Below are 25,071 nucleotides of genomic sequence, written 5' to 3'. Positions count from 1 at the left end.
AGCTTGTCTCGCGATCTTTTAAAAAGATCAAAAGATCGCGAGACAAGCTCGCTCCTACAAAGCTCATTTTGCTCACGCCGGTCATTTGATTCATGGCGTCTTCGCGGGTGGGCCTTATAATGGCCGCCTTTGCGTTTATGAGCAGGCTGTAACTCCTTGGCAAATATAGATAACCCGGCAGCCGAAATGGCCGCCGAAGGCTTTTTCCGCATCGCCCTGGGCGTGGAATACAAAGGTTCGCGCTACAGCGGCTGGCAACGTCAGGCCAATGGCGTGCTGACGGTTCAGGAAACCCTGGAAAACGCGCTGTCAAAAGTCGCCGACTCGCCGGTGTCGTTGATGTGTGCCGGGCGTACCGATGCCGGGGTGCATGCCTGCGGGCAGGTGGTGCACTTTGATACTCAGGCCGAGCGCTCGCTGAAGGCGTGGGTCATGGGCGCCAATATCAATTTGCCCCACGACATCAGTGTCAGTTGGGCCAAGGTGATGCCGGCGAACTTCCATGCACGCTTCAAGGCAATCGCCCGGCGTTACCGCTATGTGATCTACAACGATCCTATTCGCCCCGCGCACCTCAACCAGGAAATCACCTGGAACCACCGCCCGCTGGACGTCGAGCGCATGGCGCAGGCCGCGCAATACCTGCTTGGTGTGCACGACTTCAGTGCCTTCCGTGCCGGGCAATGCCAGGCCAAGTCGCCAATCAAAGAGCTGCATCACCTGCGCGTGACGCGCCATGGGCAGATGATCGTACTGGATATCCGCGCTAGCGCCTTTTTGCATCACATGGTGCGCAACATTGCCGGGGTGCTGATGACCATCGGTTCTGGTGAGCGCCCGGTGGAATGGATCAAGGAAGTGCTGGAGAGTCGTGAGCGTCGCTCAGGCGGCGTGACGGCGCATCCCTACGGGCTGTATCTGGTGCAGGTGGAATACCGCGACGAGTTTCCGTTGCCCGAGCGTTACATTGGCCCACATTTCTTGACCGGTTTTAGCGAACTCGACGGCTGACGCACGGGTAAGCATTTGTTAACATCCGGCACTTTCACGCTCGTGCTCAGGGGTATCGCTAACATGTCAGCCGTTCGCAGCAAGATCTGCGGGATTACCCGCATAGATGACGCACTGGCCGCCGTGGCCGCCGGGGCTGATGCGATTGGCTTTGTGTTTTACGCCAAAAGCCCGCGTGCGGTGACTGCCGCGCAGGCGCGGGCCATCATTGCCGCGCTGCCGCCATTTGTGACCACCGTGGGCCTGTTTGTGAATGCCAGCGCCTGTGAACTGAACGAAACGCTGGACGCAGTGCCGCTGGACTTGTTGCAATTTCACGGCGATGAAACCCCGGAGCAGTGCGAGGGCTATCACAGGCCTTACATCAAAGCGCTGCGGGTCAAGGCCGGGGACGACATTGCTGCAGCATGTGCAGCTTACGCTTCGGCCAGCGGGATTTTGCTCGATACCTACGTTGAAGGCGTGCCGGGCGGAACCGGGCAGGCCTTTGACTGGTCTCTGATACCTCAAGGGTTAAGCAAGCCGATTATTTTGGCTGGTGGCCTGTCCGTGCAGAATGTGTCGCAAGCCATCTCCCAAGTGCAGCCTTACGCTGTTGACGTCAGCGGAGGTGTAGAAAAGAGCAAAGGCATCAAGGATCACGATAAGATTCGGGCCTTTATGCAGGCTGTACGCGCAACAAACTGATACTCGATGTGACGGTTGGCAGCCTGCCACCGTCCATCATTACCGCTGAGTGATACGGGCGGGCCCGGTGACATGACGGGCAGAAATTAAAGCGTCAACCGCTTCAGGGCGTGTTGTCGGGAAGGCTGAGGGTTTAAAGGGATGCGCTGGTTTGCCATGGCTGACCGCTGTTCCCGGACAATCATCGCCACACACTTATTGAATTAAGCTCAAGGGCATACACGGGGCCTGAACCGCAGTGTTCAGGTCGCCGGTACTGGAGAAAAAAAGCATGAGCAACTGGTTGGTAGACAAGCTGATTCCTTCGATCATGCGTTCTGAGGTCAAAAAGAGCTCGGTACCTGAAGGCCTGTGGCACAAATGCCCGTCTTGTGACGCTGTGCTTTACCGTCCAGAGCTGGAAAAGACCCTGGACGTTTGCCCCAAGTGCAATCACCACATGCGCATCGACGCACGTGCACGCATCAACATCTTCCTCGACGCTGACGGTCGCAACGAATTGGGCGCTGATCTGGAGCCTGTAGACCGCCTCAAGTTCCGCGACAGCAAAAAGTACAAGGACCGTCTGGTCGGCGCGCAAAAGCAGACCGGCGAAAAAGACGCTCTGGTTTCCATGAGCGGTACCCTGCTGGGCATGCCGATTGTGGTGTCGGCGTTTGAGTTCTCGTTTATGGGTGGCTCGATGGGTGCCATCGTCGGTGAGCGCTTTGTACGTGCCGCCAACTACGCCCTCGAAAACCGCTGCCCAATGGTCTGCTTCTCCGCTTCCGGCGGTGCGCGCATGCAAGAAGCGCTGATCTCCCTGATGCAAATGGCCAAGACCTCTGCGGTACTGGCGCGTCTGCGTGAAGAAGGCATTCCGTTTATCTCGGTATTGACTGACCCGGTGTACGGCGGTGTTTCGGCCAGCCTGGCGATGTTGGGTGACGTGATCGTGGCTGAGCCAAAAGCGCTGATCGGTTTCGCCGGTCCGCGAGTGATTGAGCAAACCGTTCGCGAAAAACTGCCAGAAGGCTTCCAGCGCAGCGAATTCCTGCTGGAGCATGGCGCCATTGACCTGATCGTTTCGCGTCAGGAACTGCGTCCGCGCCTGGGTAACCTGCTGGCACAAATGATGGGCCTGCCAACACCCGTGTTTGTGGCTGCGCCTGTTGAAACCATCGTTGTCCCACCGGCACCTGCAAACCTATGACCCAGCGCACCCTTGGCGAGTGGCTCGCCTATCTTGAACAGTTGCATCCGGCTGCCATCGACATGGGGCTGGACCGCGCACGAGAGGTAACGATCCGCATGGGCTTGCAAAAGCCCGCGCCATGGGTGGTGACAGTCACTGGCACCAACGGCAAAGGTTCGACCTGTGCGTTCGTTGCCTCGTTGCTGCGTGCACAAGGGCTTAAGGTCGGGGTCTACAACTCGCCGCATCTGCTGCGCTATAACGAGCGTGTGCAGATCGACGGGGTTGAAGTCTCGGACCAGCAACTGTGCGAAGCCTTTGAGGCGTTGAACGCCGGTCGCGGGGAAACATCCCTGACCTACTTTGAAATGGGCACGTTGGCTGCGTTTTGGCTGTTCGAGCGCGCACAACTGGACGTTGTGGTGCTTGAAGTCGGGCTGGGCGGGCGGCTGGATGCGGTCAACCTGGTTGACGCTGACATGGCGTTGGTCACCAGCATTGGCGTCGATCACGTGGAGTACCTCGGTAATACCCGTGAATCTGTTGCCTATGAAAAGGCCGGGATTTTCCGCCAGGGCAAGCCGGCCTTGTGCGGTGATCTTGACCCGCCTCAACCTTTGCTCGACAAAGCCAAAGAGCTGGCTTGCCCGCTGTTGCTGCGCGGGCGCGATTTTAACCTGACCATAGCCGACACGGTCTGGCATTGGCAGGGGCGTGACGCACAAGGGCAACTGCTTGAGTTGCGCGATTTGCCGCTGCTGGATTTGCCCATGGAAAACGCAGCGCTGGCGCTTCAGGCCTATGCTCTGACGCAGTGGCCTTGGGATCCGCAGACGGTGACCAAGGCGCTGTTGGCGACCAAGGTCACCGGGCGTCTTGACCGTCGCCAGATCAATTGGAACGGCAAGCCGCTGAACCTGTTGCTGGATGTCGGCCATAACGGCCACGCTGCCGAGTATTTACGCAAGCGTTTGCAACAACGACCGTTGGCGGGCAAGCGTTTGGCGGTGTTTGGTCTGCTGGCAGACAAGGATCTGGATGCCGTTGTGTCGCAACTCACCGATGTTGTCGAGCATTGGGCCGTGGCGCCGCTGAACACCGGGCGTTCGCGCCCTGCGGCTGAGTTGCAGGCTGCATTGCACGCTTTGCACGCATCGGTTACCCCGTACGACAGTGTGGATGCAGCACTTGAGGCGCAGTGCGAACGGGCTACGCCGCAAGACGAAATTTTGCTGTTCGGGTCATTTTATTGTGTCGCTCAGGCGCTTGAATGGCTGGAGCGGCGTGCCAAGGAGGAGGCTGCAAATGGCTTTGCTGGATAAGGTATTCAAGCAGCGGATGGTCGGCGCGCTGGTGCTGATCGCTCTGGCGGTGATTTTTCTGCCCATGCTGTTTTCGCGTCAGGATGAGCAGCGCCAGGTTCAGGTCGATGCACCGACGGCGCCACAAGCGCCCGTCATGCCTCAGGTTCAGATAGAACCAGTACCGGTGCCAGAGCCGCAAGTCATCGAGCAAGAGCCGGAACTGCCGGTCGAACAGGCCGTGGTTGCAGCACCAAAACCTGCGCCGGCTCCGGCACCGGTTGCACCCGTGGTCAGCAAGCCGGTAGCGCCCGCCAAGCCGCCTGCAGTCACGCCAGCGCAAGCAGTGGCGCAGCCGCCAGCCAAGCTCGACACTACGCAAAAGCGTGTAGACCCTAACGGTTTGCCCATCAGTTGGTCGATCCAGTTGGTCAGTCTGTCCAATCGTGCCAGCGCCGACAACTTGCAAAAAACCCTTCGTAATCAAGGTTATAACGCATACGTTCGATCGTCTGGCGGGATGAACCGGGTTTTTGTAGGGCCATTGCTCGAGCGTGCAGAGGCCGATCGGATGCGTGACATTCTCGACAAGCAGCAAAATCTCAAGGGTTTTGTGGTGCGCTTCCAGCCTGAGCGTGGCTAAGCGCATAAAAAGGTTGGATCTGATAGCCAATGCACTGATAAATCGCCTGACTTGAGAGGCGGCGCTCTGCTAAAATGCGCCGCCTTATCTGTCTGTAGACTGAACTGTGCCATTTACCTGGGTTGACTGGGCGATCGTTGCAATCATCGCCATTTCTGCATTGATCAGCTTGAAGCGCGGCTTCGTAAAAGAAGCGCTGTCGCTGTGCACCTGGATCATTGCCGGGGTTGTCGCCTGGATGTTCGGCGGTTCGCTGTCACAGTACCTCGCCGGGTACATCGAAACACCTTCCGCCCGCATCATCGCCGGGTGCACCATCATGTTTGTCGCCACCTTGCTGGTAGGCGCAATGATCAACTTTCTTATCGGCGAACTGATTCGCGTCACCGGGTTGTCCGGGACCGATCGTTTTCTCGGCATGGCCTTTGGCGCTGCGCGTGGCGCGTTGCTGGTGGTCGTGGGGGTCGGGCTCTTGAGCCTGGGGCCGGTGCAGCAAGACTCGTGGTGGCAGGAGTCCAGGCTCATGCCACAATTTCTATTGGTTGCCGATTGGTCGAAAAACCTCATTTTGGGGTGGAGTAGCCAATGGTTGGCCAGCGGTATCAGCGCACCTGCTGATCTACCGTTCAAGGAGCACCTCTTGCCGGCTATCCAGCCCAAGTGAGCGGTGTTCAGTTCAGATCCATTAAGTAGGGGTTGCGTCGCATGTGTGGCATCGTCGGTATCGTCGGTAAGTCGAACGTCAATCAGGCGCTGTATGACGCGCTAACCGTCCTCCAGCACCGCGGCCAGGATGCTGCCGGTATTGTAACCAGCCATAACGGCCGGTTATTCCTGCGCAAGGACAACGGGTTGGTGCGGGATGTGTTTCATCAGCGCCACATGCAGCGCCTGGTTGGTAACGTGGGCATCGGCCATGTGCGTTATCCAACAGCAGGTAGCTCGACTTCAGCAGAGGCACAGCCGTTTTACGTCAACTCGCCGTATGGCATCACCTTGGCGCACAACGGCAACCTGACCAACGTTGAACAGCTGGCCAAGGAGATTTACGAATCTGACTTGCGTCACGTCAACACCAACTCGGACTCGGAAGTCCTGCTCAACGTCTTCGCCCATGAATTGGCGCAGCGTGGCAAGTTGCAGCCGACTGAAGAAGACGTTTTCGCAGCCGTGACAGACGTGCACAACCGTTGCCGCGGTGGTTATGCCGTGGTGGCGATGATCACCGGTTACGGCATCGTCGGTTTCCGCGATCCTAACGGCATCCGCCCGATCGTGTTCGGCCAGCGTCACACCGACGAAGGCGTCGAGTACATGATCGCTTCCGAAAGCGTGTCGCTCGACGTGCTGGGCTTTACCCTGATTCGCGACTTGGCACCGGGTGAAGCTGTTTACATCACTGAAGACGGCAAGCTGCACACCCGTCAGTGCGCGGTCAACCCGCAACTGACCCCGTGCATCTTCGAACACGTGTACCTGGCGCGCCCTGACTCGATCATCGACGGCGTTTCGGTATACAAAGCCCGTCTGCGCATGGGCGAAAAGCTGGCCGAGAAGATCCTGCGCGAGCGTCCAGACCACGACATCGACGTGGTCATCCCGATTCCGGACACCAGTCGTACCGCTGCGCTGGAACTGGCGAACCACCTGGGCGTCAAGTTCCGCGAAGGCTTCGTTAAAAACCGTTACATCGGCCGTACCTTCATCATGCCGGGCCAGGCTGCACGTAAAAAATCCGTGCGCCAGAAGCTCAACGCCATCGAACTTGAGTTCCGTGGCAAGAACGTGATGCTGGTCGATGACTCGATCGTACGTGGCACCACCTGCAAGCAGATCATTCAGATGGCCCGTGAAGCGGGTGCGAAGAATGTTTACTTCTGCTCGGCAGCCCCGGCTGTACGCTACCCGAACGTGTACGGCATCGACATGCCAAGCGCCCACGAACTGATCGCCCATAACCGGACTACCCAGGACGTGGCTGACCTGATCGGCGCTGACTGGCTGATCTATCAAGACCTGCCGGACCTGATCGAAGCGGTCGGTGGCGGCAAGATCAAGATCGAGAAATTTGATTGCGCGGTGTTTGACGGCAAGTACGTGACCGGCGACATTGACGAGAACTATCTGGACCGCATCGAGCGTGCGCGCAATGATGCCTCCAAGGTGATTGCTCAAGGCGTCGGTGCAACGATAGGCTTGTACAACAACTAAGCTTCGACACACCGGCCCTGATGGGCCGGTTTGCATTGTTCTTACTTAAAAGCATTTATATACAAGGCAAGGAGTGGGCAGCATGAGTCAGGATTGGGATGCCGGTCGGCTGGACAGCGACCTCGAGGGCGTAGCGTTCGACACCTTGGCTGTGCGTGCTGGCCAGCACCGTTCGCCAGAAGGCGAGCACGGTGATGCAATGTACCTGACCTCCAGCTACGTGTTCCGCACGGCTGCCGATGCGGCGGCGCGGTTCTCGGGCGAGGTCCCGGGCAACGTTTATTCGCGTTACACCAACCCCACCGTGCGTGCGTTCGAAGAGCGTATCGCGGCACTGGAAGGGGCAGAGCAGGCCGTTGCCACGGCAACCGGCATGGCTGCCATTTTGTCGGTGGTGATGAGCCTGTGCAGCGCTGGAGACCACGTGCTGGTTTCGCGTAGCGTCTTTGGTTCGACCATCAGCCTGTTCGAAAAATACTTTAAGCGCTTTGGCATTGAAGTGGACTACGTGCCGCTGGCCGAACTGCAAGGGTGGGACGCGGCGATCAAGCCGAACACCAAATTGCTGTTTGTTGAGTCGCCGTCCAACCCCTTGGCAGAACTGGTAGACATCACCGCGCTGGCAGAAATTGCCCACGCCAAGGGTGCGCTGCTGGTGGTCGACAACTGCTTCTGCACGCCTGCGTTGCAGCAGCCGGTCAAGCTGGGCGCTGACATCGTTGTGCACTCGGCGACCAAGTTCATCGACGGCCAGGGCCGTTGCATGGGCGGTGTTGTGGCGGGGCGCAGCGAACTGATGAAAGAAGTCGTCGGCTTTCTGCGCACTGCCGGGCCGACCCTGAGCCCGTTCAACGCCTGGATCTTCCTCAAAGGTCTGGAAACCCTCAACCTGCGTATGCGCGCGCACTGCGCCAGCGCCTTGGCCCTGGCCGAGTGGCTGGAGCAGCAGGACGGCGTCGAGAAAGTTCACTACGCGGGCCTCAAGAGCCACCCGCAGCACGCGTTGGCCCAGCGCCAGCAGCGCGGTTTCGGTGCCGTGGTCAGCTTTGAAGTCAAAGGCGGCAAAGAGGGCGCCTGGCGCTTTATCGACGCCACGCGGCTGATTTCCATCACCGCCAACCTGGGTGACAGCAAAACCACCATCACCCACCCGGCGACCACCTCCCACGGTCGTCTGGCGCCACAAGAGCGCGAAGCGGCCGGCATTCGTGACAGCCTGATCCGCATTGCGGTCGGCCTGGAAGACGTAGCTGACCTGCAAGCTGACCTGTCGCGAGGCTTGGCCGTACTGTGACCGAATGGGCGCTTGAATCAGCGATTGAGGGCAATGGCCGTGTAGCACTGGTGACCGGTGCTGCACGCGGCATTGGTCTGGGGATTGCGGCGTGGTTGATCAGTGAAGGTTGGCAAGTGGTGCTGACCGACATTGACCGTGCGCGTGGCTCCAAAGTGGTCAAGGCGCTGGGTGACAGTGCCTGGTTCGTGGCTATGGACGTGTCGGTCGAGGCCGACGTGATTCAGTGTGTGGCTCAAGTGTTGGGGCAGTTCGGGCGTCTTGATGCGTTGGTCTCCAACGCCGCGATTGCCGATCCGCACAACAAGACCCTTGAAAGCCTCGATCTGGATCACTGGAACCGCGTACTGGCCGTCAACCTGACCGGGCCGATGCTGTTGGCCAAGCACTGTGCGCCTTATTTGCGTGCGCATTGCGGTTCGATCGTCAACCTGGCGTCCACCCGCGCCCGCCAGTCAGAGCCAGACACCGAGGCTTACGTGGCGAGCAAGGGCGGGTTGCTGGCGTTGACCCATGCGTTGGCCATCAGCCTTGGGCCGGAGATCCGCGTCAATGCTGTCAGCCCTGGCTGGATCGACGCACGCGACCCTTCTGTGCGCCGCGCAGAGCCGTTAACCGACGCCGATCACGCGCAGCACCCGGCTGGCCGGGTAGGGACCGTCGAAGACGTGGCGGCGATGGTCGCCTGGCTGTTGTCGCGCAATGCCGGTTTTGTCACCGGGCAGGAGTTTGTCGTGGACGGTGGCATGAGCAAGAAAATGGTTTATGACGAGTAACTGAGTTTTTTTGCTTTTTTTGAAAAAAACTCAACCTTGTCCTTGACTTAGCTTCAATACCTGCGTAAATTTCGCGGCCTCAACGAAGCAAAGGGTGATTAGCTCAGCTGGGAGAGCATCTGCCTTACAAGCAGAGGGTCGGCGGTTCGATCCCGTCATCACCCACCACTTCTTGAGTTTCTCGAAAGAGAAGGTCGCTTTTAACGAAGCAACCAACCGACGCGCAGCGGTAGTTCAGTCGGTTAGAATACCGGCCTGTCACGCCGGGGGTCGCGGGTTCGAGTCCCGTCCGCTGCGCCATATTTGTACAAGTCAGGCTGGCCTGGCTTGCGATTGAAAAGCACCGAAGCTTCTCGATCAACGGTTTTAAAAGTTTCAAACGGACGCAAGTCCGAGCGATACGCAGCGGTAGTTCAGTCGGTTAGAATACCGGCCTGTCACGCCGGGGGTCGCGGGTTCGAGTCCCGTCCGCTGCGCCATATTTGCTCCAGAGCCCTTGAACTCTCTGAAGCTACAAAGAAAGCGACCTTAGGGTCGCTTTTTTTGTGCCCGCGATTTCTTCGCACCTTTACCTCGTCAGCGGCGACACGCAATCAAACCGCGCGCGAAAAACGCGATCTGATGCACAATACGCCCCGTACCGTTTTCCTCAGGATCGTTAATGCCCATGTCCTTCTCCTTGCGTACCGCGGTAGTTGCCTTGTGTCTGGCCGGCCTCGCAGGTTGTTCATCGAATAAGCCGACGATTTACGATCATGAAAGCTTCGATGACTCAGGCACGTTCTCACGCAATTACCCGGTGAGTGACAAGGTCTCTTGCGAGGCCGCGCGCCGGGCATTGCTGAGCCAGGGCTACATCATCACCAGCAACGATCCGAAAATGATCAGCGGCCACAAGAGCTTCCAGCAAAGTGGCGAAAGCCATCTGGAAATCAGCTTTAACGTGGTGTGTGCTGACGACGGTGGCTCGGCACACCACGCCACCATGTTCGCCAACGCCTTGCTCGACCGCTACGCACTGAAAAAGGTAAATAACTCGGCCAGCCTCGGGGTGGGTGTGCTGGGGTCTGTGTCGATGCCGATCGGCTCGTCCGACGACTCAATGGTCAAGGTGGCCAGTGAAACCGTGTCGTCCCCGGATTTCTATGACCGCTATTTCTCGTTGGTTGAAGCGTTCTTGCCCAAGGATGCGAAAAAAGTGACGCCAACCGATGACAAGCCCAAGGCTGAGCTGGGTGTGCCTGAAGCCGCTGTCAAGCCACAGGCCGCGCCTGTCGCGCCGGCAGTGGTTCCGGCTGCTGCTGCAACGCCTGCGGCCCCTGAGCCTGCTCCAGCGCCCGCTGTTGAGCCTGCGGTAGAAGCCACAAGCTTCAAGCCCTTAGCGCCGCCTGCAGACTTGCAGCCGATTGTGCCGATTGAAACGCCAGTCACTCCGGCGCCTGTGGCACCGATAACGCCTGCGGCTCCGGCAGCGGTCACTCCGCCTGCCGCTGAGAAATCTGTTGAAACACCTTCAGAGAAAACCGCTGAACCGGCTGCCCCGGCGTCAACATCCCCCGTCACGCCGCCAGCTGAGTCGGCAAAGCCTGCTGTACCCGCCGTGCTAGAGCCTGCGTCGGCACAATAAACGGTTGCACAAAATTTCTGAGGTCTGCTACGTTTAAAGTCAGTGCTGGACAGGCCCGCGAAGGTGTCATTTAACCTTCATGCGTGCGCCTTAAGCTCAACCAGCGCCACTCAGGCATGACGTGAACCAATCGGCTTTAAAGAGGATGCAACCATGGACGACTATCAAGAAGAACTGCTCGATTACCAGGCTTCGGAGCTGGACTCCCCAGAGTCTGCTGACGACGCGACTGAGCTTTGAATCAGGCCAATTGACGCTGGCGACGACGGAACTCTCCTGGAGTCTCCGCGTTCCAGCGCTTGAAGGCCCTCTGAAACGCCTCGGCTGAGGCAAACCCCAACAAATAGGCAATCTCGCCAAAAGCCAATTCCGTGTCACGGATATAGGTCATGGCCAGATCTCGCCGCGTGTCATTCAAAATCGCGCGAAATTGCGTGCCTTCTTCTGCCAGCTTGCGACGTAAGGTCCAGGTCGGTAGCTTCAAACGTGCTGCCACTTCTTCCAAGTCCGGTTCCCGCCCGCCATTGAGCAAAGGCCCCAACAATTGCGTGATGCGTTCGCGCAGGCTGCGGGTGCGGGTCAGGTGTTCCAGTTCGCGCTCACACACCTGCAGCAGGCTTGCCCAGGTGCTCGGGCAGTGCACAGGGTTGCGCAGATCCAGGGTCGCGTGGCTCAGGCGGATCTGATTGGTCTCGGCACGAAAGTTCACCGTTGCCTCGCTCAATGAGCGGTAGTGCTCGGCGTATTCCGGCTCGCTGAACTCAATATCAACCTGCTCGCAGCGCAAAGCTTGATTGGCCACCGACGACAGCTGTTGCAGCCAGCCCGCGATGATCGAGTCCACCACAAAGCGGTTGTAGGCGTTATACGGGCTGATGGAGTAAAACCGCAACCAGGCGCCCTGAGCATCTTCGTGCAGGCTCGACTGGCCGCGATAGTTGGAGCCGTACAACGGTTCAAAACGGGTAAGGGTCCGGGCCGCTTCACGCACCGTCGGGGCCTGCGCCGCAGTGACCCCGGCCAGCCCCGCTTGGGGTAAACGGCTCAAATGGCCCATGCGCAAGCCCAGTGCCGGGTCGCCGGTGAGCGCGATCGCGGCATGCCCTAAGCGCATGTAGCGCGGGATCGAAAAGCGCGCTGAGGGTTGCGCCAACCGGGCCGGGTCGAGCCCGTATTGGTCCAGCAGCGGCTGCGGGTCATGGCCGTGGCTGCGGATGGCTTCGGCCAAGGAATCGACAAATCCGACAGATAGGTCGCCCAAACGCATCGGCAGCGGTTTCATGGTCTTACAGCCACACGTTCAACAAGCGGGCACCATCACCGGTGTTATTGGCGCTGGTTTTACCGTCGCGGCTGATAAAGCCATGCCCGGAGCTGCGCTTGTCCCAGAACTTGCCACGCAGAAACACCGTGACGCCCGCTTCGGCCGTGCTGCTGGGCACGCTGCTGGTCAGGGTCAGGCGATGCCAGGCTTCACCTTCGGACACTTCGCCGGGCTTGAGGCTGATCTCGCTGGGCGTCAACACACTTTTGTAGCCGCCCCAGGGTTGCTCCCACGTGTTTATACCCATGATGAACGCCGGCACTGCGATCATTTGCGCGCCGTGCTCGTTCAGGGTTCGGTAATGCTCGGGGTACCAGCTGTCACTGCCGATCAAAATGCCCAGGCGCCCGGCGGGGGTGTCGACCACATTCAACTGATGATCGGGGCTCGGCTGGATATAGCTCTGTTCTTCGTAGGTCGGTAGCAACTGGCGCTGGGGTGTCCCCAGCGGCGCGCCATCACGGCCAAATACCACACTGCTGTTGTACAGCGGGCCGGTGCCCGGCACCAGCTTGCCGTCCTCAATGCGCGGGTCGGGCAGGGCGATGCTGCCAGCCACCAGCGTGACGCCAAATTCTTTGGCCAGGCCGCCAAACAGGCTCTGGTAATCGCGCGCCATCGAACGGGCCTTCATGCGCAGATGCGCATCGTTGGTCCGGCTGTCGCCATCTGCGCGCAGCCAGGCATTGGCAAAGGCCAGCGGGTGGCTGAGCACCAGCATGTGCATGGCTTCATTCAAATTGGCGGCCTGGTACAGCTCGTTCTTCTCACCCTCAAACACCAGCCAGCTGCCGATGTGCTCAGGCAGCACCACCACGGTTTTGTCGTTGAGCAGCCCGTCATTGCGCGCGCTGTTCAAGTACGCAGCGAGCTTCAAGCGCACCAGGTCCAGGCTTTGAAAGTCCCGCGGCGACAGGTCGGGCTCGATGCCCAGCAGATTGCCACGGCCCTGATCAACGCCCTCATTGATGGCCAATTCCACCCGCAGATCAGACAAGTAATGACTGGCCGGGCGTTGTCCGGTCCAGTATCCGTAGCCAGCGCCAGCGGCGACCAAGGCGGTCAATAAGGTACAAGTAAATAATTTACGCATGAGAACGAAAGCGGTAACCGTGTGCAGAATTCGTCGACTAGGGTAGGTCGCTCAGCCCGGCTTGCCAAGGGGGGCTGCGCATTAAGGTTAGGAGTTTGTCATTTTGGGTCATTGAGCGAGCCAGGGTGTGCCTTTACTGTGCCAGACACAACCGACGAGGGCCAAAGAGCGCCTCGCTTTCCGTGATTTAGCCTGTAACGGAGCATCCCTGATGACCGCCTCTCACTACCCTCATTTGCTCGCACCGCTGGATCTGGGCTTTACCACTTTGCGTAACCGCACCCTGATGGGCTCGATGCACACCGGCCTTGAAGAACAGCCGGGCGGCTTTGAGCGCATGGCCGCCTATTTTGCCGAGCGCGCCAAAGGGGGCGTCGGCCTGATGGTCACCGGCGGTATTGCGCCCAACGACGAGGGCGGGGTGTACAGCGGGGCGGCCAAGCTGAGCACGGCTGAAGAGGCCGAGAAACATCTGGTCGTGACCCGGGCCGTACACGCCGAAGGTGGCAAGATCTGCCTGCAGATCCTTCACGCCGGGCGCTACGCCTACAGCCCGCGACAAGTCGCGCCGAGCGCCATTCAGGCGCCGATCAACCCGTTTACCCCCAAAGAGCTGGATGAAGCAGGCATCGAGAAGCAGATCAGCGACTTCGTGACCTGCGCCCAACTGGCGCAAAGTGCCGGGTATGACGGCGTTGAGATCATGGGCTCCGAAGGTTATTTGATTAACCAGTTCCTCGCGGCCCAGACCAACCATCGCACCGACCGCTGGGGCGGCAGCTACGAAAACCGCATGCGCCTGGCGCTTGAAATCGTGCGCCGCACCCGTGAAGCCGTAGGCCCGAACTTCATCATTATTTATCGCTTGTCGATGCTCGATCTGGTGGCCGGTGGCAGCGATTGGGAAGAAATCGTGCAATTAGCCAAGGCCGTGGAGCAGGCCGGCGTGACCCTGATCAATACCGGGATCGGCTGGCACGAAGCGCGCATTCCGACTATCGCCACCAAAGTGCCGCGCGGCGCGTTCAGCAAAGTCACCGCCAAGCTGCGAGGTTCGGTCAGCGTGCCGCTGGTCACCACCAACCGCATCAACACGCCGGAAATCGCCGAGCAGATCCTCGCCGAAGGAGATGCCGACATGGTCTCCATGGCGCGCCCGTTTCTGGCCGATCCGGAGTTCGTCAACAAAGCGGCCGCCGGTCGCGGCGACGAAATCAACACCTGCATTGGCTGCAATCAGGCGTGCCTGGACCACACTTTTGGCGGCAAGCTGACCAGTTGCCTGGTCAACCCGCGGGCCTGCCACGAAACCGAACTCAACTACCTGCCGACCATTGCCGTGAAGAAAATCGTCGTGGTCGGTGCCGGGCCTGCTGGGCTCTCGGCGGCCACCGTAGCCGCTGAGCGTGGGCATCAGGTCACGCTGTTTGACTCGGCCAGTGAAATCGGCGGCCAGTTCAATGTGGCCAAGCGCGTGCCGGGCAAAGAAGAGTTCTACGAAACCCTACGCTACTTCTCGCACAAACTGCGCACCACCGGCGTTGAGCTGCGGCTCAATACCCGCGTGGATGTGCAGCAACTGGTGGCGGGCGAATTTGACGAAATTATCCTGGCCACCGGCATTGCCCCGCGTACCCCGGCGATTCCTGGGATCGACCACCCCAAGGTGCTCAGCTACCTGGACGTGATTTTGCAGCGCAAGCCGGTCGGTGCCAGCGTCGCGGTGATCGGTGCGGGTGGCATTGGCTTTGACGTGTCCGAGTTCCTGGTGCAAGAGGGCGAGGCCACCAGCCAGAACCGCGAAGCGTTCTGGCGCGAGTGGGGCATTGACAGCCGTCTTGAAGCACGCGGCGGTGTGGCCGGGATCAAGCCCGAGGTGCATGCCCCGGCGCGTCAGGTGTACCTGTTACAGCGCAAAACCAGCAAAGTGGGTGACGGCCTGGGCAAAACCACGGGCTGGATCCACCGTGCCGGGTTGAAGAACAAACACGTGCAAATGCTCAACAGCGTGGAGTACCTGAGCATCGACAACGATGGTCTGCACATCCGCATTGGCGAAGGCGAGCCGCAGGTGCTGCCCGTCGACAACATTGTGATCTGCGCCGGGCAAGACCCTTTGCGCGAACTGCAGGATGGCCTGCTGGCTGCCGGCCAGAGCGTGCACTTGATCGGTGGCGCTGACGTGGCCGCCGAACTGGATGCCAAACGCGCGATCAACCAGGGCTCGCGACTGGCGGCACAGCTCTAAGAAGCACAGCATCCTGTGGGAGCGGGCTTGCTCGCGAGCTATTGATCTTGATCTGGCTTGTGATCTTGATCTAAGAGGCCCCGTTAAACCACGCTGGCCGAACGCAGGTTTTGCGCAGTAGTGCACCCGGCAGGACGCCGGGTTAGCCGCGACACGGCCAAGGATGGCCGATCGCGGCGGGCCCACGGAGTAAGGCCTGTGGTGAGGGCATGCCGAGCCTCAGCGAGGCACCGAGGGGTTGGGGCAAAAAGCGTTTGGTTACTTTGCGCTTTTCAAAGTAACGCGGCGTAAGGCCGGAACCCTAAGTGGCCGTTGCCGCAGCAATAGATATGTACAAAAAATCCTCTCTAATCAAGGGCATCCCTCACCCTAGCCCTCTCCCGGAGGGAGAGGGAACTAATTGGGGGATGCTGACGATTATCGGCGGCCTGTTTGCTACGCGACAGCGCGGCGTCGAAGACGGGGCGGCCCCTCCTACGGGTGGGTGGGGCGTGCGTCCAGGGTCATGTGTTCGGCCAGGAAGTCGACGAACACGCGCAACTTCGGTAGCAAGTGGCGGCTGCTGGGCCACAGCACCGAAAATCGCCCGTGTGCGCTGATGTGATCGGCCAGCACGGCGACCAATTGCTGGCTCTGCAACGCCTGGCGTACGGCAAAGTCGGGCACGTAAGCCAGGCCAAAACCGCCCGTAGCGGCGCTGATCAATGCCTCCAGGTTGTTGAACACCAGCGGGGTTGAGCGCTTCCACAGGCTGTCGTCCTCGTCGCGGGTGAAGGCCCACTCCTGCAACTGGCCATTGCTGGGGAACCGGTAGCGCAGGCATACGTGCTGCTTCAGGTCATGAGGCGTCTGCGGTATACCTTGGCGGGCAAAATAGTCCGGTGCGCCGACCAGCACAAAGTGGAAGGTGCCCAATGGCTTACTCTTGAGGCGCGAGTCGGCAAAGTCGCCGCTGCGGATCACCGCGTCCATCCCTTCGCCAATCACATCGACCATGCGGTCGCTGAAGTCCATGTCCAGTTCGATCTCGGGGTAGCGCCGGGTGAACTCACTGAGAATTGGCAGCAACATGCGGTAGCCAATCGCGGGCAGGCTCACGCGCAAGCGACCGCGTGGCGCATCCCGCGATGAGTGCAGTTCGGCCTCGGCTTCTTCCAGTTCATCGAGGATCTTGCTGCAACGCTCAAAGAACAGCGTGCCGCCTTCGGTCAGGCTCAAGCGTCGGGTGCTGCGATTGAACAGGCGCACGCCAAGCCCGTCTTCCAGGCGCGCCACGCTCTTGCCAACGGCTGAAGCCGAAATTCCCAGCCGCTCAGCGGCGGCCACGTAACTGCCCAGTCTGGCGGCAATCACGAACGCATTCAGACCACTCAAGCTTTCCATGTGCTGCCTTCATTAAAGAGTTTTGGTTGGGTTAGAGCGGATTTATAGCCTGTTTTTCTCCGATTGGATCGCTTTTATCCTCGCTGAACCTTCTTTTGCTGGGCCGTCTGGCCGGAGCGTTACCCATGAGTCTTGATCGCACACCCAGCGTGTCTGCTGGCTGGACCTTGCTCGCCGTCTGCACGGCGGCGCTGATTCTGCCGCTGAGTTTTTCCGGTGGTGCGCTGGCCACCCCGGCCATTGGCCTCGATCTGGGCGCCGGGCCGCTGGCACTGACCTGGATCACCAACGCCTTTATGTTGAGTTTTGGCAGTTTGTTGATGGCGGCTGGCACCCTGGCGGACCGCTATGGGCGTAAACGCATGTTTGTCTCGGGCGTTGGCGTGTTTGTCTTGGCGTCGTTGGCCTTGGGCTTGGCGCCGAATATTGTCTGGCTGGACGGGCTGCGCGCGTTACAAGGTGTCGGCGCCGCCGCGGCCTTGGCGGGCGGGAGCGCGGCCTTGGCCAATACGTTTGAAGGGCGCAGTCAGACCAAGGCATTCAGCCTGCTGGGCACCAGCTTTGGCGTCGGCCTGGCGCTGGGGCCGATTCTGGCGGGGGTGCTGATCGAGCATATCGGCTGGCGCGCGGTGTTTGTCTCAGGCGCGTTAATCGGCGGGCTGGCATTGCTGATGGCGATCCCGATGATGCACGAGTCCAAAGACCCGCACGCGAGCAAGCTGGACGGTAAAGGTACGGTGAGTTTTACCGCCGCGTTGGTGCTGTTTACCTGGGGCATATTGCTGGTGCCGAGCACCGGCTGGAACAGCGCGCCGGTGATCGGCATGTTGCTCGGGGCGCTGGTTTGCGTATTGGCGTTTGTGCGGATTGAACGCCGAGTGGCGCGGCCCATGCTGGACCTGTCACTGTTCCGCTACCCGCGTTTTGTCGGTGTGCAATTGCTGCCGGTGGCCACCTGTTTTTGTTTTGTGGTGCTGCTGGTGTTGCTGCCGGTCCGTTTGATTGGCATTGAAGGGCGCAGTGCAACCGACACCGGGTTGCTGATGATTGCCTTGTCGGCGCAGATGCTGTTCGTGCCCTATCTGGCTGGCGTGCTGACCCACTGGGCTTCGGCGCGGGTGTTGTCGGCGGTGGGTTTATTGATCGCGGCGGCCGGGTTGTTGCTGCTGAGCCGGGTGGGGATCAATCAGCCGACTCTTGAGCTAGTCGTACCGCTGCTGGTGATCGGCATCGGTACGGGTTTGCCGTGGGGTTTGATGGACGGTTTGTCGGTGAGCGTGGTGCCCAAGGAGCGTGCGGGCATGGCCACCGGTATCTTCGGCACCACCCGTGTTGCGGGCGAGGGGATCTCGCTGGCGATTGTCAGCGCGCTGCTGGCGGTATTGATTCAACGCCATTTGCCCAGCCAAAGCGCAGGAGCGGCGCAATACCTGGCAACGGGCGACTTGAGCCAGGCCACGGGTGTGGCCCAAGGGCTGGAGCAGGCCGTGTTGGGCGCGGCCTACTTGCAAGCGTTCCAGGTGCTGCTTTACGGGCTGGCCGCCCTGACCGTGGTCGTTGCCCTGCTGATCCTGTGGTTTTTGCGCCCGACTACTCCCGTAGCAGTTGCCGAGCTCAGCGAGGCTACGTCCGATTGCGAAGCGATCGTAAATGCTAAGTGCAAGGCCTGAATGAGGCGCCGCATTAATTCATTTACGACGGCTATTTCGGTGTGGCCCCACCAAGCGGACGTAGCCTCGCAAAGCTCGTCAACTGCTACGACGATCAACCTTTCAATGCACGATCTGCGCAAGGAACGCTTTGGCCCTCGGGCTTTTTGGGGCGTTGAAGAAGTCTTCGGGCGGGGAGTCTTCGATGATCATGCCGCCATCGAGAAACAACACCCGCTCGGCCACTTGCCGGGCAAAGCCCATTTCGTGGGTCACGCACAACATGGTCATGCCGCTGCCTGCCAGTTTGACCATCACGTCCAGCACTTCGCTGACCATTTCCGGGTCAAGGGCCGAGGTCGGTTCATCGAACAGCATGATCTTGGGCTCCATACACAGCGCCCGGGCAATCGCCACGCGCTGTTGCTGGCCGCCGGAGAGCTGGCTCGGGTATTTGTCGGCCTGGCTGGCAATGCCGACTTTTTCCAGAAAGTGCTGGGCCAGTTCCACGGCTTTTTTGCGCGGCAATCCGCGTACCGACATCGGCGCCAGAATGCAGTTGTCGAGCACGCTCATGTGCGGGAACAGGTTGAAGTGCTGGAACACCATGCCGATTTCGCTGCGCACTTTGGCCGCTTCACGGCTGGGCTGTGACAGGTCGGTGCTGTTGACCAGGATCTGGCCTTTTTCAGCGATTTCGAGGCGGTTAATGCAGCGGATCAAGGTCGATTTGCCCGAGCCGGACGGGCCGCACAGGACGATACGCTCGCCTTCGTGCACTTTCAGGTCGATGCCTTTGAGTACATGGAACGCGCTGTAGTACTTGTTCAGGCCCGAGATATCCACCACCACCTTGCGGGTGTCAGTCGATGGCGACACTGGGTTATGAACGTAAGCAGAATGAGCTTGCATAGTGTGTCTCCAACGATCAGTTAAAGCGCTCGGCGCTGTAGGGAGTCGGGTCGGTAAAAGGTATTTCGCCGGTCATCATTTCTGCCAGCAGGCGCCCGCTGACCGGGCCCAGGGTGAGGCCGTGGTGGGCATGCCCAAAGTTGAACCACAAGCCTTTGTGCCGACTGGCCGGGCCGATCACCGGGCACATGTCCGGCAGGCACGGGCGGCGCCCCAGCCACGGCTCGGCATCGACGCGCGGGCCGAGCGGGTACAGACGTTGGGCGCGTTCTTCACAACGGCGCAACTGGATTTCATTGATCGGGTCATCGCTGTCGGCAAATTCGATGCCGGTGGTCAGGCGAATACCGCCAACCATGGGCGCCAACACGTAACCGCCGATCGAATCGAGGATCGGGTGCTGCATGGTGTGGCCGTCTTTGGCGGCGTAGTGCATGTGGTAACCACGCTTGATCGCCAAGGGGATGCGATAGCCCAGCGGCTCGAAAATCCCCCGGGCCTGCGGGCCCAATGCAACCACCACTTCATTGGCCACGATCAGGCCTTTTTGGCTGTCGACCTGCCATTGCCCGGCGGTCGCCCGCAAGCTGTTGGCGTCGCCGATCACAAAGCGGCCGCCGCGCTGGACAAACAGCTCGGCGTAACCGCGAGTCAAGCCGCCGGGGTCGCTGACGGTCTTGGGGTCGAGCCAGTGAATGCCGCCCAGCACGTCGCTGTGCAGGCCCGGTTCAAGGGCGTGCACCTGTTGCTTGTCGAGTACGCGGTAATTGAGCTTGAACCGGCCCAAGGCCGCCGCGTCACGCTGGGCTTTGTCGAAGTCTGCCGCGGTGCGGTACACCTCGATCCAGCCGCTGTCCTGAATCAGCCCGGTCATGCCCGCAGGTTCTGCCAGCAGATCGTGCTCACTCACGCATTTCTCAATCAGCGGCAGCATTGCCTCAGTGGCTTTGGCCAGGCCTTTGCTGCCGGACTGCTGCCAGTACTGCATCAACCACGGTCCGGCTTTGGGCAAGTGCTTGAGGCTGTAGCGCACATCGGGCTGCTGATTGAGCCCGTAACGCAGCAAACGGGAAATTTCACGCGGGAATGAATACGGGATCACGCTGGCGCGCTCGATCAGCCCGGCATTGCCGTGGCTTGTGCCGCTGCCCGGTTGGTCGCGGTCAAGCAAGACAACGTTGCGTCCGCGGGCCTGGAGTTGCAACGCGGTACTGACGCCGACAATGCCGGCCCCCAGAACGAGAGTGTCGCAATGCATAAACAAATCCTTAAAACAGGGGCCGATTGTGCAGCCCGAACAATGGGCTTACTGCAGATGGCGGCTGAGGCGGCCTTCGATAAATTTAAGGGTACGGCGCACGATCTCGACGATCAGCAGGTACAGCACGGCGGCCCACAGGTACACCTGGAAATCGAACGTGCGGGCGAAGACCATTTTGGTCACGCCCATCAGGTCATAGATGGTCACCAGGGAGGCGATGGCGCTGGCTTTGATCATCAAAATCAGTTCGTTGCCCAGCGGGCCGATGGCCACCAGCAGCGACTGCGGCAGGATGACTTTGCGAAACGTCGTCCAGCGCGACAGGTTCAGTGCCTTGCACGCTTCGCGCTGGCCCTGGGCTACCGACATGATGCTGCCGCGCAGAATCTCGGCCTGGTACGCCGCCGTGTTCAAGGTAAAGGCCAGCAGGGTGCACAGCCAGGCATCGCGAAAGAACCACCACAGGCCGATGTCTTGCCAAAAGCTCTTGAACGAGCCCAGGCCGTAATACAGCAAAAACAACTGCGCCAGCAGCGGCGAGCCACGGAAGAAGTACACGTAGGCGCCGGTGAAATTGCGCAACAGGCGATTGCTGGACAAACGCCCCAGCGCAATCAACAAGCCCAGCAATGCGCCGAGGGTGAAAGAAATCGCCACCAGCTTGGCGGTCACCAGCAGCCCGTCAATAAAGCGCGGGGCGTAGCGTTCGAGCAATTCGGGGTCGAGAATCATGTTTTGCAGATCCGCCAGGCTCATGACTGCACGCTCCGTATGTGGCGGTTGAAGTAGCGTTCCATAAAGGCGAACAGACGCCCGGAAATCGCCGAGAAAAACAGGTAGATAAAGCACGCAACGGTGTAGAACAGCATCGGGTCTTTGGTCACGCTGACCGCCAGGTTGGTTTGGCGCATCAGGTCGACCAGGGCGATGGTTGAAACCAGCGAGGTGTCCTTGAGCAGCGACAGCCAGTTGTTCGACAGGCCGGGCAGGGCGATGCGCGCCAGTTGTGGCAGTAGCACTTTGCGAAAGGTGGTGAATTTAGACAGGCCCAGCGCCGAGGCGGCTTCGTATTGCCCTTTGGGGATGGTCTTGAACGCGCCCAGCCAGATTTCGCTGGAAAACGCGGCAAACACCAGGCTGAAGGCAATCATGGCGGCAACAAAGGTATTGATCGTGAACTGCACGTCATACCCCATAGCCTCAAGGATCTTTTGTGCAGCGATCTGGCAGCCGTAGTAAATGATCAGCAGCGTCAGCAGTTCCGGCAAACCACGGAACACCGTGGAAAAGGTCGTGGCCCACGCACGCATCCAGCGGTTTTTCGAGCGCGCGGCGACGGCCACCAACAGCCCTAGCGGCAAGCCGATGGGCAGGCAGCTCAAGGCCAGGGCAATGGTCACCAGCGAGCCGGCCAGCAGCGCTGAACCCCAGCCGCCACTGGCAAATGAAAGAAGTGAAAGTTGTTCGAGCATGCTCGAGTCCCCGGTCAAAAAAAGGCGAAGTTCAGCCACTGCGCACCATGGGCGCGCAGGGCAGGGTCATCGGCAGGGAGGCCCTCAACCGAGGGCGAAAGACTTAGTAGATGTCGAAGTCGAAGTACTTGCTCGAGATCTTTTTATAGGTGCCGTCGGCGACGATTTCATCCAGCGCCTTGTTGAAGCGTTCACGCAGGGCGTCATCGTTTTTGCGCACGGCAATGGCGGCGTCGTCCATGGTGCCGTCTACGTCGCCAATGATTTTGCAGCAGTCCTTGCCGGTTTTATTGACCCACTCCAGCAGCGGGAATTTGTCGGCGATCACCACATCAACCCGCTCGTTGGCCAGTTCGCTGTTGGCTTCGTCAAGGGTCGGGTACAGCTTGATGTCAGCTTTTTTGTAGTGGGATTCGGCGTACAGGCTTTGTGTGGCGGCGCTTTGTGCGCCCACGGTCTTGCCGGCGAAGTCCGACTGGGCATCGGTGATGTCCGAGTCTTTGGCCACGGCGATGGACAGCGGAGTGCGGTAGTAGTGGTTGGTGAACGCAATTTTCTTTTTGCGCTCTTCGTTGACGATCATCGAGGCGACAATGGCGTCGTACTTCTTGGCCATCAAACCGGCAATGATGCCGTCCCAGTCCTGGGCGACGATGGTGCACTGGGCGTCCATGCGCTTGCACAGCTCTTCGGTGATATCGACGTCAAAGCCGTGCAGTTTGTTGTCCGAATCAACGTAGTTGAACGGTGGGTAAGCGCCTTCTGTGGCGATGATCAGTTTATCGGCCTGGGCGTTGGCCGCGACCGCGAACACCATTGCACAAGCACTGGCAAAGCGAAGGACGTTGTTCATCTAGCACCTCGTTTTATTGTTTTGATCCGGGTGAGGATGTGTAACCCACGAACTCATTGTGTAAGGCCGCGGTTGCCTCAAGACGCTTCTCAACGTCAGGCCCCAGTTGTTTGCACACTTCATTGATGAGCAGGTGCACCAGCGACAGCATGGCTGCGGTGGATTCCCAGAACAGGTTGAATTCGGTCGGTACGCGAAACACTTCATCGGCGCAGGCATCGGCCCAGTCGCAAAAGGTATCGGTCACCAGCGTGACCGGAATGCCCGCTTCGCGCGCTTTACGGCACAGTTGCTGGGCGTGGCGCGAATAGCGGCGGGCTTCAAACACCACCAGCGCGCAATCGTCGGCAGGGCACAGCAGCACATCTGCGTAATGCCCGGCAGCGCCATCGACCAACTGCACATCATCACGCAGGTATTGCAGCAAATGCACCATGGAGGCGGCGATCCCGCGCTCGGTCTGGAACCCGGCAACAAACACTTTGCGCCGGGTCGCCAGGCGCTGGCTGACGGTTTGCCAGGCGGGGGTCAGGCTGTATTCGTAAACTTTGACCAGCGCTGCGACTTCCAGCTCAAAGCTGCGCGGCAATGCCTGCGGGCTTTGGCTCGATTGCTGGCGGAATTCTTGCAAGCGATCTCCGACCAGCCACGGGCCATCGCCGAGGTCGTCCTTGAGATCGTTTTTCAGTTCTTTGAAATGGCTGTAACCCAGCGCACGGCAGAAACGCCCAACGCTGGACTCGCTGACACCCAGCTTGGCGGCAATGTCGGCGGCGGTCTGAAACGGCAGCTCGTAGAGGTTCGCCAGCATATAACTGGCGATCGCCCGGCCCGAAGGCGCGGCGGTAGACAGACTGCTTTCAAGGCGTTGTTTAATGGACTGACTCACGGCTGCTTCCTGTTCTTGTTTCAGCACGTTGCAGAAAGTGAATGTTTTCTGTCATTAAGTCAAGAATTGACAGAGAACTGTCATCGCAGGATAGTGCTTTACCGTCATAACTCGACAATAACAACGAGATCGGAGCCCCCTAATGTCCCAGCCCGTCACCGCCACATTGGCCACCGAGTCGCTTTCCCTGAGCGAACTGACCGCTTTGCTGCAACAGATTTTTGAGCGTCACGGCACCTCCCGCGCTGTGGCGCAGGTACTGGCCGACAACTGTGCCCGGGCTCAGCGCGACGGTTCTTATAGCCACGGAGTGTTCCGCATTCCGGGGTATCTGGCGTCGCTGGCGAGCAACTGGGTCGATGGCCAGGCCGTCCCCAAGGTTGAAGACGTAGCCTCCGGTTTTATCCGCGTGGACGCCGCCAATGGCTTTGCGCAACCGGCCCTGGCGGCGGCCCGCGAACTGCTGGTCGAAAAGGCCCGCAGCGCCGGGATCGCCGTGCTGGCGATACGCAACTCGCACCACTTCGCGGCGTTGTGGCCCGATGTTGAGCCGTTTGCCGAAGAAGGCCTGGTGGCCTTGAGCGTGGTCAACAGCATGACCTGCGTAGTGCCGCACGGTGCGCAAAAGCCCTTGTTTGGCACCAACCCCATCGCCTTCGCTGCGCCCCGCGAAGGTGGCAGCCCTATCGTATTCGACCTGGCCACCAGCGCCATTGCCCATGGCGACGTACAGATCGCTGCGCGCAAAGGTCACCTGTTACCAGCGGGCATGGGTGTCGATAAACAGGGCGAACCGACCGAAGACCCGAAAGCCATCCTCGACGGCGGCGCCTTGCTGCCGTTTGGTGGCCACAAAGGCTCGGCGCTGTCGATGATGGTCGAGTTGCTGGCGGCGGCGTTGACGGGTGGCAACTTCTCGTTTGAATTCGACTGGAAAAAACACCCTGGCGCGCAAACGCCATGGACCGGCCAGTTGCTGATCGTGATTGACCCGAGCAAATCCGGTGGTAACAGCTTCGCCCAGCGCAGCGCCGAACTGGTACGGCAGATGCACGCCGTGGGCCTTGAACGCATGCCGGGTGACCGACGCTTTATCGAACGCGCCAAGTCCCTTGAAGCCGGCATCCCGTTGGGCGTAGAAGAATTAGCCAAACTGCGCGCATTAGCTGAATAACCCCGATGCATTAAAACTGTGGGAGCGGGCTTGCTCGCGATGGGATCGACCGGGTTTATCAGGCTAACCGAGTCGCCCCAATCGCGAGC

At 59.8% G+C, this 25,071-nt stretch carries 22 protein-coding genes and 3 tRNA genes; 16 read left to right on the top strand and 9 right to left on the bottom strand.

Translation table 11 applies throughout. The annotated features are described in order from the left end of the window. The first annotated feature begins 186 nt into the window (after positions 1–186). The 13 genes from truA to QMX84_RS20485 all read left to right on the top strand — a co-directional run bounded on the left by truA (position 187) and on the right by QMX84_RS20485 (position 10,724). Positions 187–1,011: a tRNA pseudouridine(38-40) synthase TruA gene (gene truA, locus QMX84_RS20545; protein WP_153334809.1), complete on the top strand. Its 825-nt coding sequence runs from the start codon at positions 187–189 to the stop codon at positions 1,009–1,011. A 63-nt stretch (positions 1,012–1,074) separates the two neighbouring features. Further along, complete coding sequence (locus tag QMX84_RS20540) at positions 1,075–1,698, top strand: phosphoribosylanthranilate isomerase (protein ID WP_282364666.1); 624 nt, start codon at positions 1,075–1,077, stop codon at positions 1,696–1,698. Positions 1,699–1,969: 271 nt separating this feature from the next. Further along, the gene (gene accD, locus QMX84_RS20535) at positions 1,970–2,890 is read left to right on the top strand and encodes an acetyl-CoA carboxylase, carboxyltransferase subunit beta (RefSeq protein WP_262125326.1); all 921 of its coding nucleotides are present in this window, start codon (positions 1,970–1,972) and stop codon (positions 2,888–2,890) included. Next, on the top strand, positions 2,887–4,194 hold the full coding sequence (folC, locus tag QMX84_RS20530) for a bifunctional tetrahydrofolate synthase/dihydrofolate synthase (protein WP_282364665.1): 1,308 nt from the start codon (positions 2,887–2,889) through the stop codon (positions 4,192–4,194). The genes accD and folC overlap by 4 nt, the downstream gene beginning before the upstream one ends. After that, positions 4,178–4,816, top strand: a complete 639-nt coding sequence (locus QMX84_RS20525) for an SPOR domain-containing protein (protein WP_282364664.1) — start codon at positions 4,178–4,180, stop codon at positions 4,814–4,816. The genes folC and QMX84_RS20525 overlap by 17 nt, the downstream gene beginning before the upstream one ends. Positions 4,817–4,922: 106 nt before the next feature. Beyond that, positions 4,923–5,480: a CvpA family protein gene (locus QMX84_RS20520; RefSeq protein WP_282364663.1), complete on the top strand. Its 558-nt coding sequence runs from the start codon at positions 4,923–4,925 to the stop codon at positions 5,478–5,480. A gap of 41 nt (positions 5,481–5,521) precedes the next feature. Further along, the gene (gene purF / locus QMX84_RS20515) at positions 5,522–7,027 is read left to right on the top strand and encodes an amidophosphoribosyltransferase (protein ID WP_048369019.1); all 1,506 of its coding nucleotides are present in this window, start codon (positions 5,522–5,524) and stop codon (positions 7,025–7,027) included. Positions 7,028–7,109: 82 nt separating this feature from the next. Then, positions 7,110–8,321, top strand: coding sequence for an O-succinylhomoserine sulfhydrylase (locus QMX84_RS20510; RefSeq protein ID WP_048369020.1), 1,212 nt, complete (start codon positions 7,110–7,112; stop codon positions 8,319–8,321). Further along, on the top strand, positions 8,318–9,097 hold the full coding sequence (locus QMX84_RS20505; protein WP_123748712.1) for an SDR family oxidoreductase: 780 nt from the start codon (positions 8,318–8,320) through the stop codon (positions 9,095–9,097). The genes QMX84_RS20510 and QMX84_RS20505 overlap by 4 nt, the downstream gene beginning before the upstream one ends. Positions 9,098–9,189: 92 nt before the next feature. Beyond that, positions 9,190–9,265 (top strand) — tRNA-Val (locus tag QMX84_RS20500). Between the two features lie 55 nt (positions 9,266–9,320). Then, a tRNA-Asp gene (locus tag QMX84_RS20495) sits at positions 9,321–9,397 on the top strand. Between the two features lie 102 nt (positions 9,398–9,499). Beyond that, positions 9,500–9,576 (top strand) — tRNA-Asp (locus QMX84_RS20490). Positions 9,577–9,758: 182 nt separating this feature from the next. Further along, the gene (locus QMX84_RS20485) at positions 9,759–10,724 is read left to right on the top strand and encodes a DUF2242 domain-containing protein (RefSeq protein WP_282364662.1); all 966 of its coding nucleotides are present in this window, start codon (positions 9,759–9,761) and stop codon (positions 10,722–10,724) included. Between the two features lie 241 nt (positions 10,725–10,965). On the opposite strand, the gene QMX84_RS20480 is transcribed toward QMX84_RS20485, so the two are convergent. Both QMX84_RS20480 and QMX84_RS20475 read right to left on the bottom strand, forming a co-directional pair. Continuing rightward, a complete protein-coding gene (locus QMX84_RS20480) occupies positions 10,966–12,006 on the bottom strand; it encodes an AraC family transcriptional regulator (protein ID WP_282364661.1) in 1,041 nt (346 codons plus the stop codon). Between the two features lie 4 nt (positions 12,007–12,010). Further along, entirely contained in the window at positions 12,011–13,141 is a 1,131-nt protein-coding gene (locus tag QMX84_RS20475; protein WP_282364660.1) for a carbon-nitrogen hydrolase family protein, read from the bottom strand. A 211-nt stretch (positions 13,142–13,352) separates the two neighbouring features. Between QMX84_RS20475 and QMX84_RS20470 the strand changes: the two genes are divergently transcribed. Next, positions 13,353–15,389: an NADPH-dependent 2,4-dienoyl-CoA reductase gene (locus QMX84_RS20470; RefSeq protein WP_282364659.1), complete on the top strand. Its 2,037-nt coding sequence runs from the start codon at positions 13,353–13,355 to the stop codon at positions 15,387–15,389. Between the two features lie 474 nt (positions 15,390–15,863). Here QMX84_RS20470 and QMX84_RS20465 read toward each other — a convergent pair whose 3' ends face one another. After that, positions 15,864–16,772: a LysR family transcriptional regulator gene (locus QMX84_RS20465; protein WP_282364658.1), complete on the bottom strand. Its 909-nt coding sequence runs from the start codon at positions 16,770–16,772 to the stop codon at positions 15,864–15,866. A gap of 125 nt (positions 16,773–16,897) precedes the next feature. Here QMX84_RS20465 and QMX84_RS20460 point away from each other — a divergent pair, with 125 nt between their 5' ends. After that, complete coding sequence (locus tag QMX84_RS20460) at positions 16,898–18,442, top strand: MFS transporter (RefSeq protein ID WP_282364657.1); 1,545 nt, start codon at positions 16,898–16,900, stop codon at positions 18,440–18,442. A gap of 102 nt (positions 18,443–18,544) precedes the next feature. Here QMX84_RS20460 and QMX84_RS20455 read toward each other — a convergent pair whose 3' ends face one another. The 6 genes from QMX84_RS20455 to QMX84_RS20430 all read right to left on the bottom strand — a co-directional run bounded on the left by QMX84_RS20455 (position 18,545) and on the right by QMX84_RS20430 (position 23,808). Further along, on the bottom strand, positions 18,545–19,333 hold the full coding sequence (locus tag QMX84_RS20455) for an amino acid ABC transporter ATP-binding protein (protein ID WP_048369031.1): 789 nt from the start codon (positions 19,331–19,333) through the stop codon (positions 18,545–18,547). Positions 19,334–19,349: 16 nt separating this feature from the next. Beyond that, entirely contained in the window at positions 19,350–20,591 is a 1,242-nt protein-coding gene (locus QMX84_RS20450; RefSeq protein WP_282364656.1) for an FAD-dependent oxidoreductase, read from the bottom strand. A 48-nt stretch (positions 20,592–20,639) separates the two neighbouring features. Further along, positions 20,640–21,350 carry an ABC transporter permease subunit gene (locus tag QMX84_RS20445; RefSeq protein WP_048388642.1) on the bottom strand — a complete coding sequence of 237 codons (711 nt, stop codon included), beginning with the start codon at positions 21,348–21,350 and terminating at the stop codon, positions 20,640–20,642. Then, positions 21,347–22,066, bottom strand: a complete 720-nt coding sequence (locus QMX84_RS20440; protein WP_123748720.1) for an ABC transporter permease subunit — start codon at positions 22,064–22,066, stop codon at positions 21,347–21,349. Before QMX84_RS20440 ends, QMX84_RS20445 begins: the two co-directional genes overlap by 4 nt. 103 nt (positions 22,067–22,169) lie before the next feature. Continuing rightward, the gene (locus tag QMX84_RS20435) at positions 22,170–22,919 is read right to left on the bottom strand and encodes a transporter substrate-binding domain-containing protein (protein WP_282364655.1); all 750 of its coding nucleotides are present in this window, start codon (positions 22,917–22,919) and stop codon (positions 22,170–22,172) included. Between the two features lie 13 nt (positions 22,920–22,932). After that, positions 22,933–23,808 (bottom strand): MurR/RpiR family transcriptional regulator, encoded by an 876-nt coding sequence (locus QMX84_RS20430; RefSeq protein ID WP_123748722.1) that lies wholly within the window; start codon positions 23,806–23,808, stop codon positions 22,933–22,935. 142 nt (positions 23,809–23,950) lie between these two features. Between QMX84_RS20430 and QMX84_RS20425 the strand changes: the two genes are divergently transcribed. Next, on the top strand, positions 23,951–24,982 hold the full coding sequence (locus QMX84_RS20425) for an Ldh family oxidoreductase (RefSeq protein WP_282364654.1): 1,032 nt from the start codon (positions 23,951–23,953) through the stop codon (positions 24,980–24,982). Positions 24,983–25,071 lie beyond the last annotated feature (89 nt).

Origin of the sequence: Pseudomonas sp. PS01297, assembly GCF_029959305.1 — a bacterium.
In the GTDB taxonomy this organism is placed as follows: Bacteria; Pseudomonadota; Gammaproteobacteria; order Pseudomonadales; family Pseudomonadaceae; genus Aquipseudomonas; species Aquipseudomonas helleri.
Note: the sequence above shows the minus strand (reverse complement) of the source record. Positions and strands in the feature narration are given on the sequence as shown.

Excerpts from the sequence above, each read along its gene's own strand:
- purF (WP_048369019.1), top strand. The coding sequence starts at position 5,522 with ATGTGTGGCATCGTCGGTATCGTCGGTAAGTCGAACGTCAATCAGGCG.
- folC (WP_282364665.1), top strand. The coding sequence starts at position 2,887 with ATGACCCAGCGCACCCTTGGCGAGTGGCTCGCCTATCTTGAACAGTTG.
- QMX84_RS20440 (WP_123748720.1), bottom strand. The coding sequence starts at position 22,066 with ATGCTCGAACAACTTTCACTTCTTTCATTTGCCAGTGGCGGCTGGGGT.
- QMX84_RS20485 (WP_282364662.1), top strand. The coding sequence starts at position 9,759 with ATGCCCATGTCCTTCTCCTTGCGTACCGCGGTAGTTGCCTTGTGTCTG.
- QMX84_RS20465 (WP_282364658.1), bottom strand. The coding sequence starts at position 16,772 with ATGGAAAGCTTGAGTGGTCTGAATGCGTTCGTGATTGCCGCCAGACTG.
- truA (WP_153334809.1), top strand. The coding sequence starts at position 187 with ATGGCCGCCGAAGGCTTTTTCCGCATCGCCCTGGGCGTGGAATACAAA.
- QMX84_RS20475 (WP_282364660.1), bottom strand. The coding sequence starts at position 13,141 with ATGCGTAAATTATTTACTTGTACCTTATTGACCGCCTTGGTCGCCGCT.
- QMX84_RS20460 (WP_282364657.1), top strand. The coding sequence starts at position 16,898 with ATGAGTCTTGATCGCACACCCAGCGTGTCTGCTGGCTGGACCTTGCTC.
- accD (WP_262125326.1), top strand. The coding sequence starts at position 1,970 with ATGAGCAACTGGTTGGTAGACAAGCTGATTCCTTCGATCATGCGTTCT.
- QMX84_RS20450 (WP_282364656.1), bottom strand. The coding sequence starts at position 20,591 with ATGCATTGCGACACTCTCGTTCTGGGGGCCGGCATTGTCGGCGTCAGT.
- QMX84_RS20425 (WP_282364654.1), top strand. The coding sequence starts at position 23,951 with ATGTCCCAGCCCGTCACCGCCACATTGGCCACCGAGTCGCTTTCCCTG.
- QMX84_RS20435 (WP_282364655.1), bottom strand. The coding sequence starts at position 22,919 with ATGAACAACGTCCTTCGCTTTGCCAGTGCTTGTGCAATGGTGTTCGCG.
- QMX84_RS20510 (WP_048369020.1), top strand. The coding sequence starts at position 7,110 with ATGAGTCAGGATTGGGATGCCGGTCGGCTGGACAGCGACCTCGAGGGC.
- QMX84_RS20455 (WP_048369031.1), bottom strand. The coding sequence starts at position 19,333 with ATGCAAGCTCATTCTGCTTACGTTCATAACCCAGTGTCGCCATCGACT.
- QMX84_RS20470 (WP_282364659.1), top strand. The coding sequence starts at position 13,353 with ATGACCGCCTCTCACTACCCTCATTTGCTCGCACCGCTGGATCTGGGC.
- QMX84_RS20445 (WP_048388642.1), bottom strand. The coding sequence starts at position 21,350 with ATGAGCCTGGCGGATCTGCAAAACATGATTCTCGACCCCGAATTGCTC.
- QMX84_RS20540 (WP_282364666.1), top strand. The coding sequence starts at position 1,075 with ATGTCAGCCGTTCGCAGCAAGATCTGCGGGATTACCCGCATAGATGAC.
- QMX84_RS20480 (WP_282364661.1), bottom strand. The coding sequence starts at position 12,006 with ATGAAACCGCTGCCGATGCGTTTGGGCGACCTATCTGTCGGATTTGTC.
- QMX84_RS20525 (WP_282364664.1), top strand. The coding sequence starts at position 4,178 with ATGGCTTTGCTGGATAAGGTATTCAAGCAGCGGATGGTCGGCGCGCTG.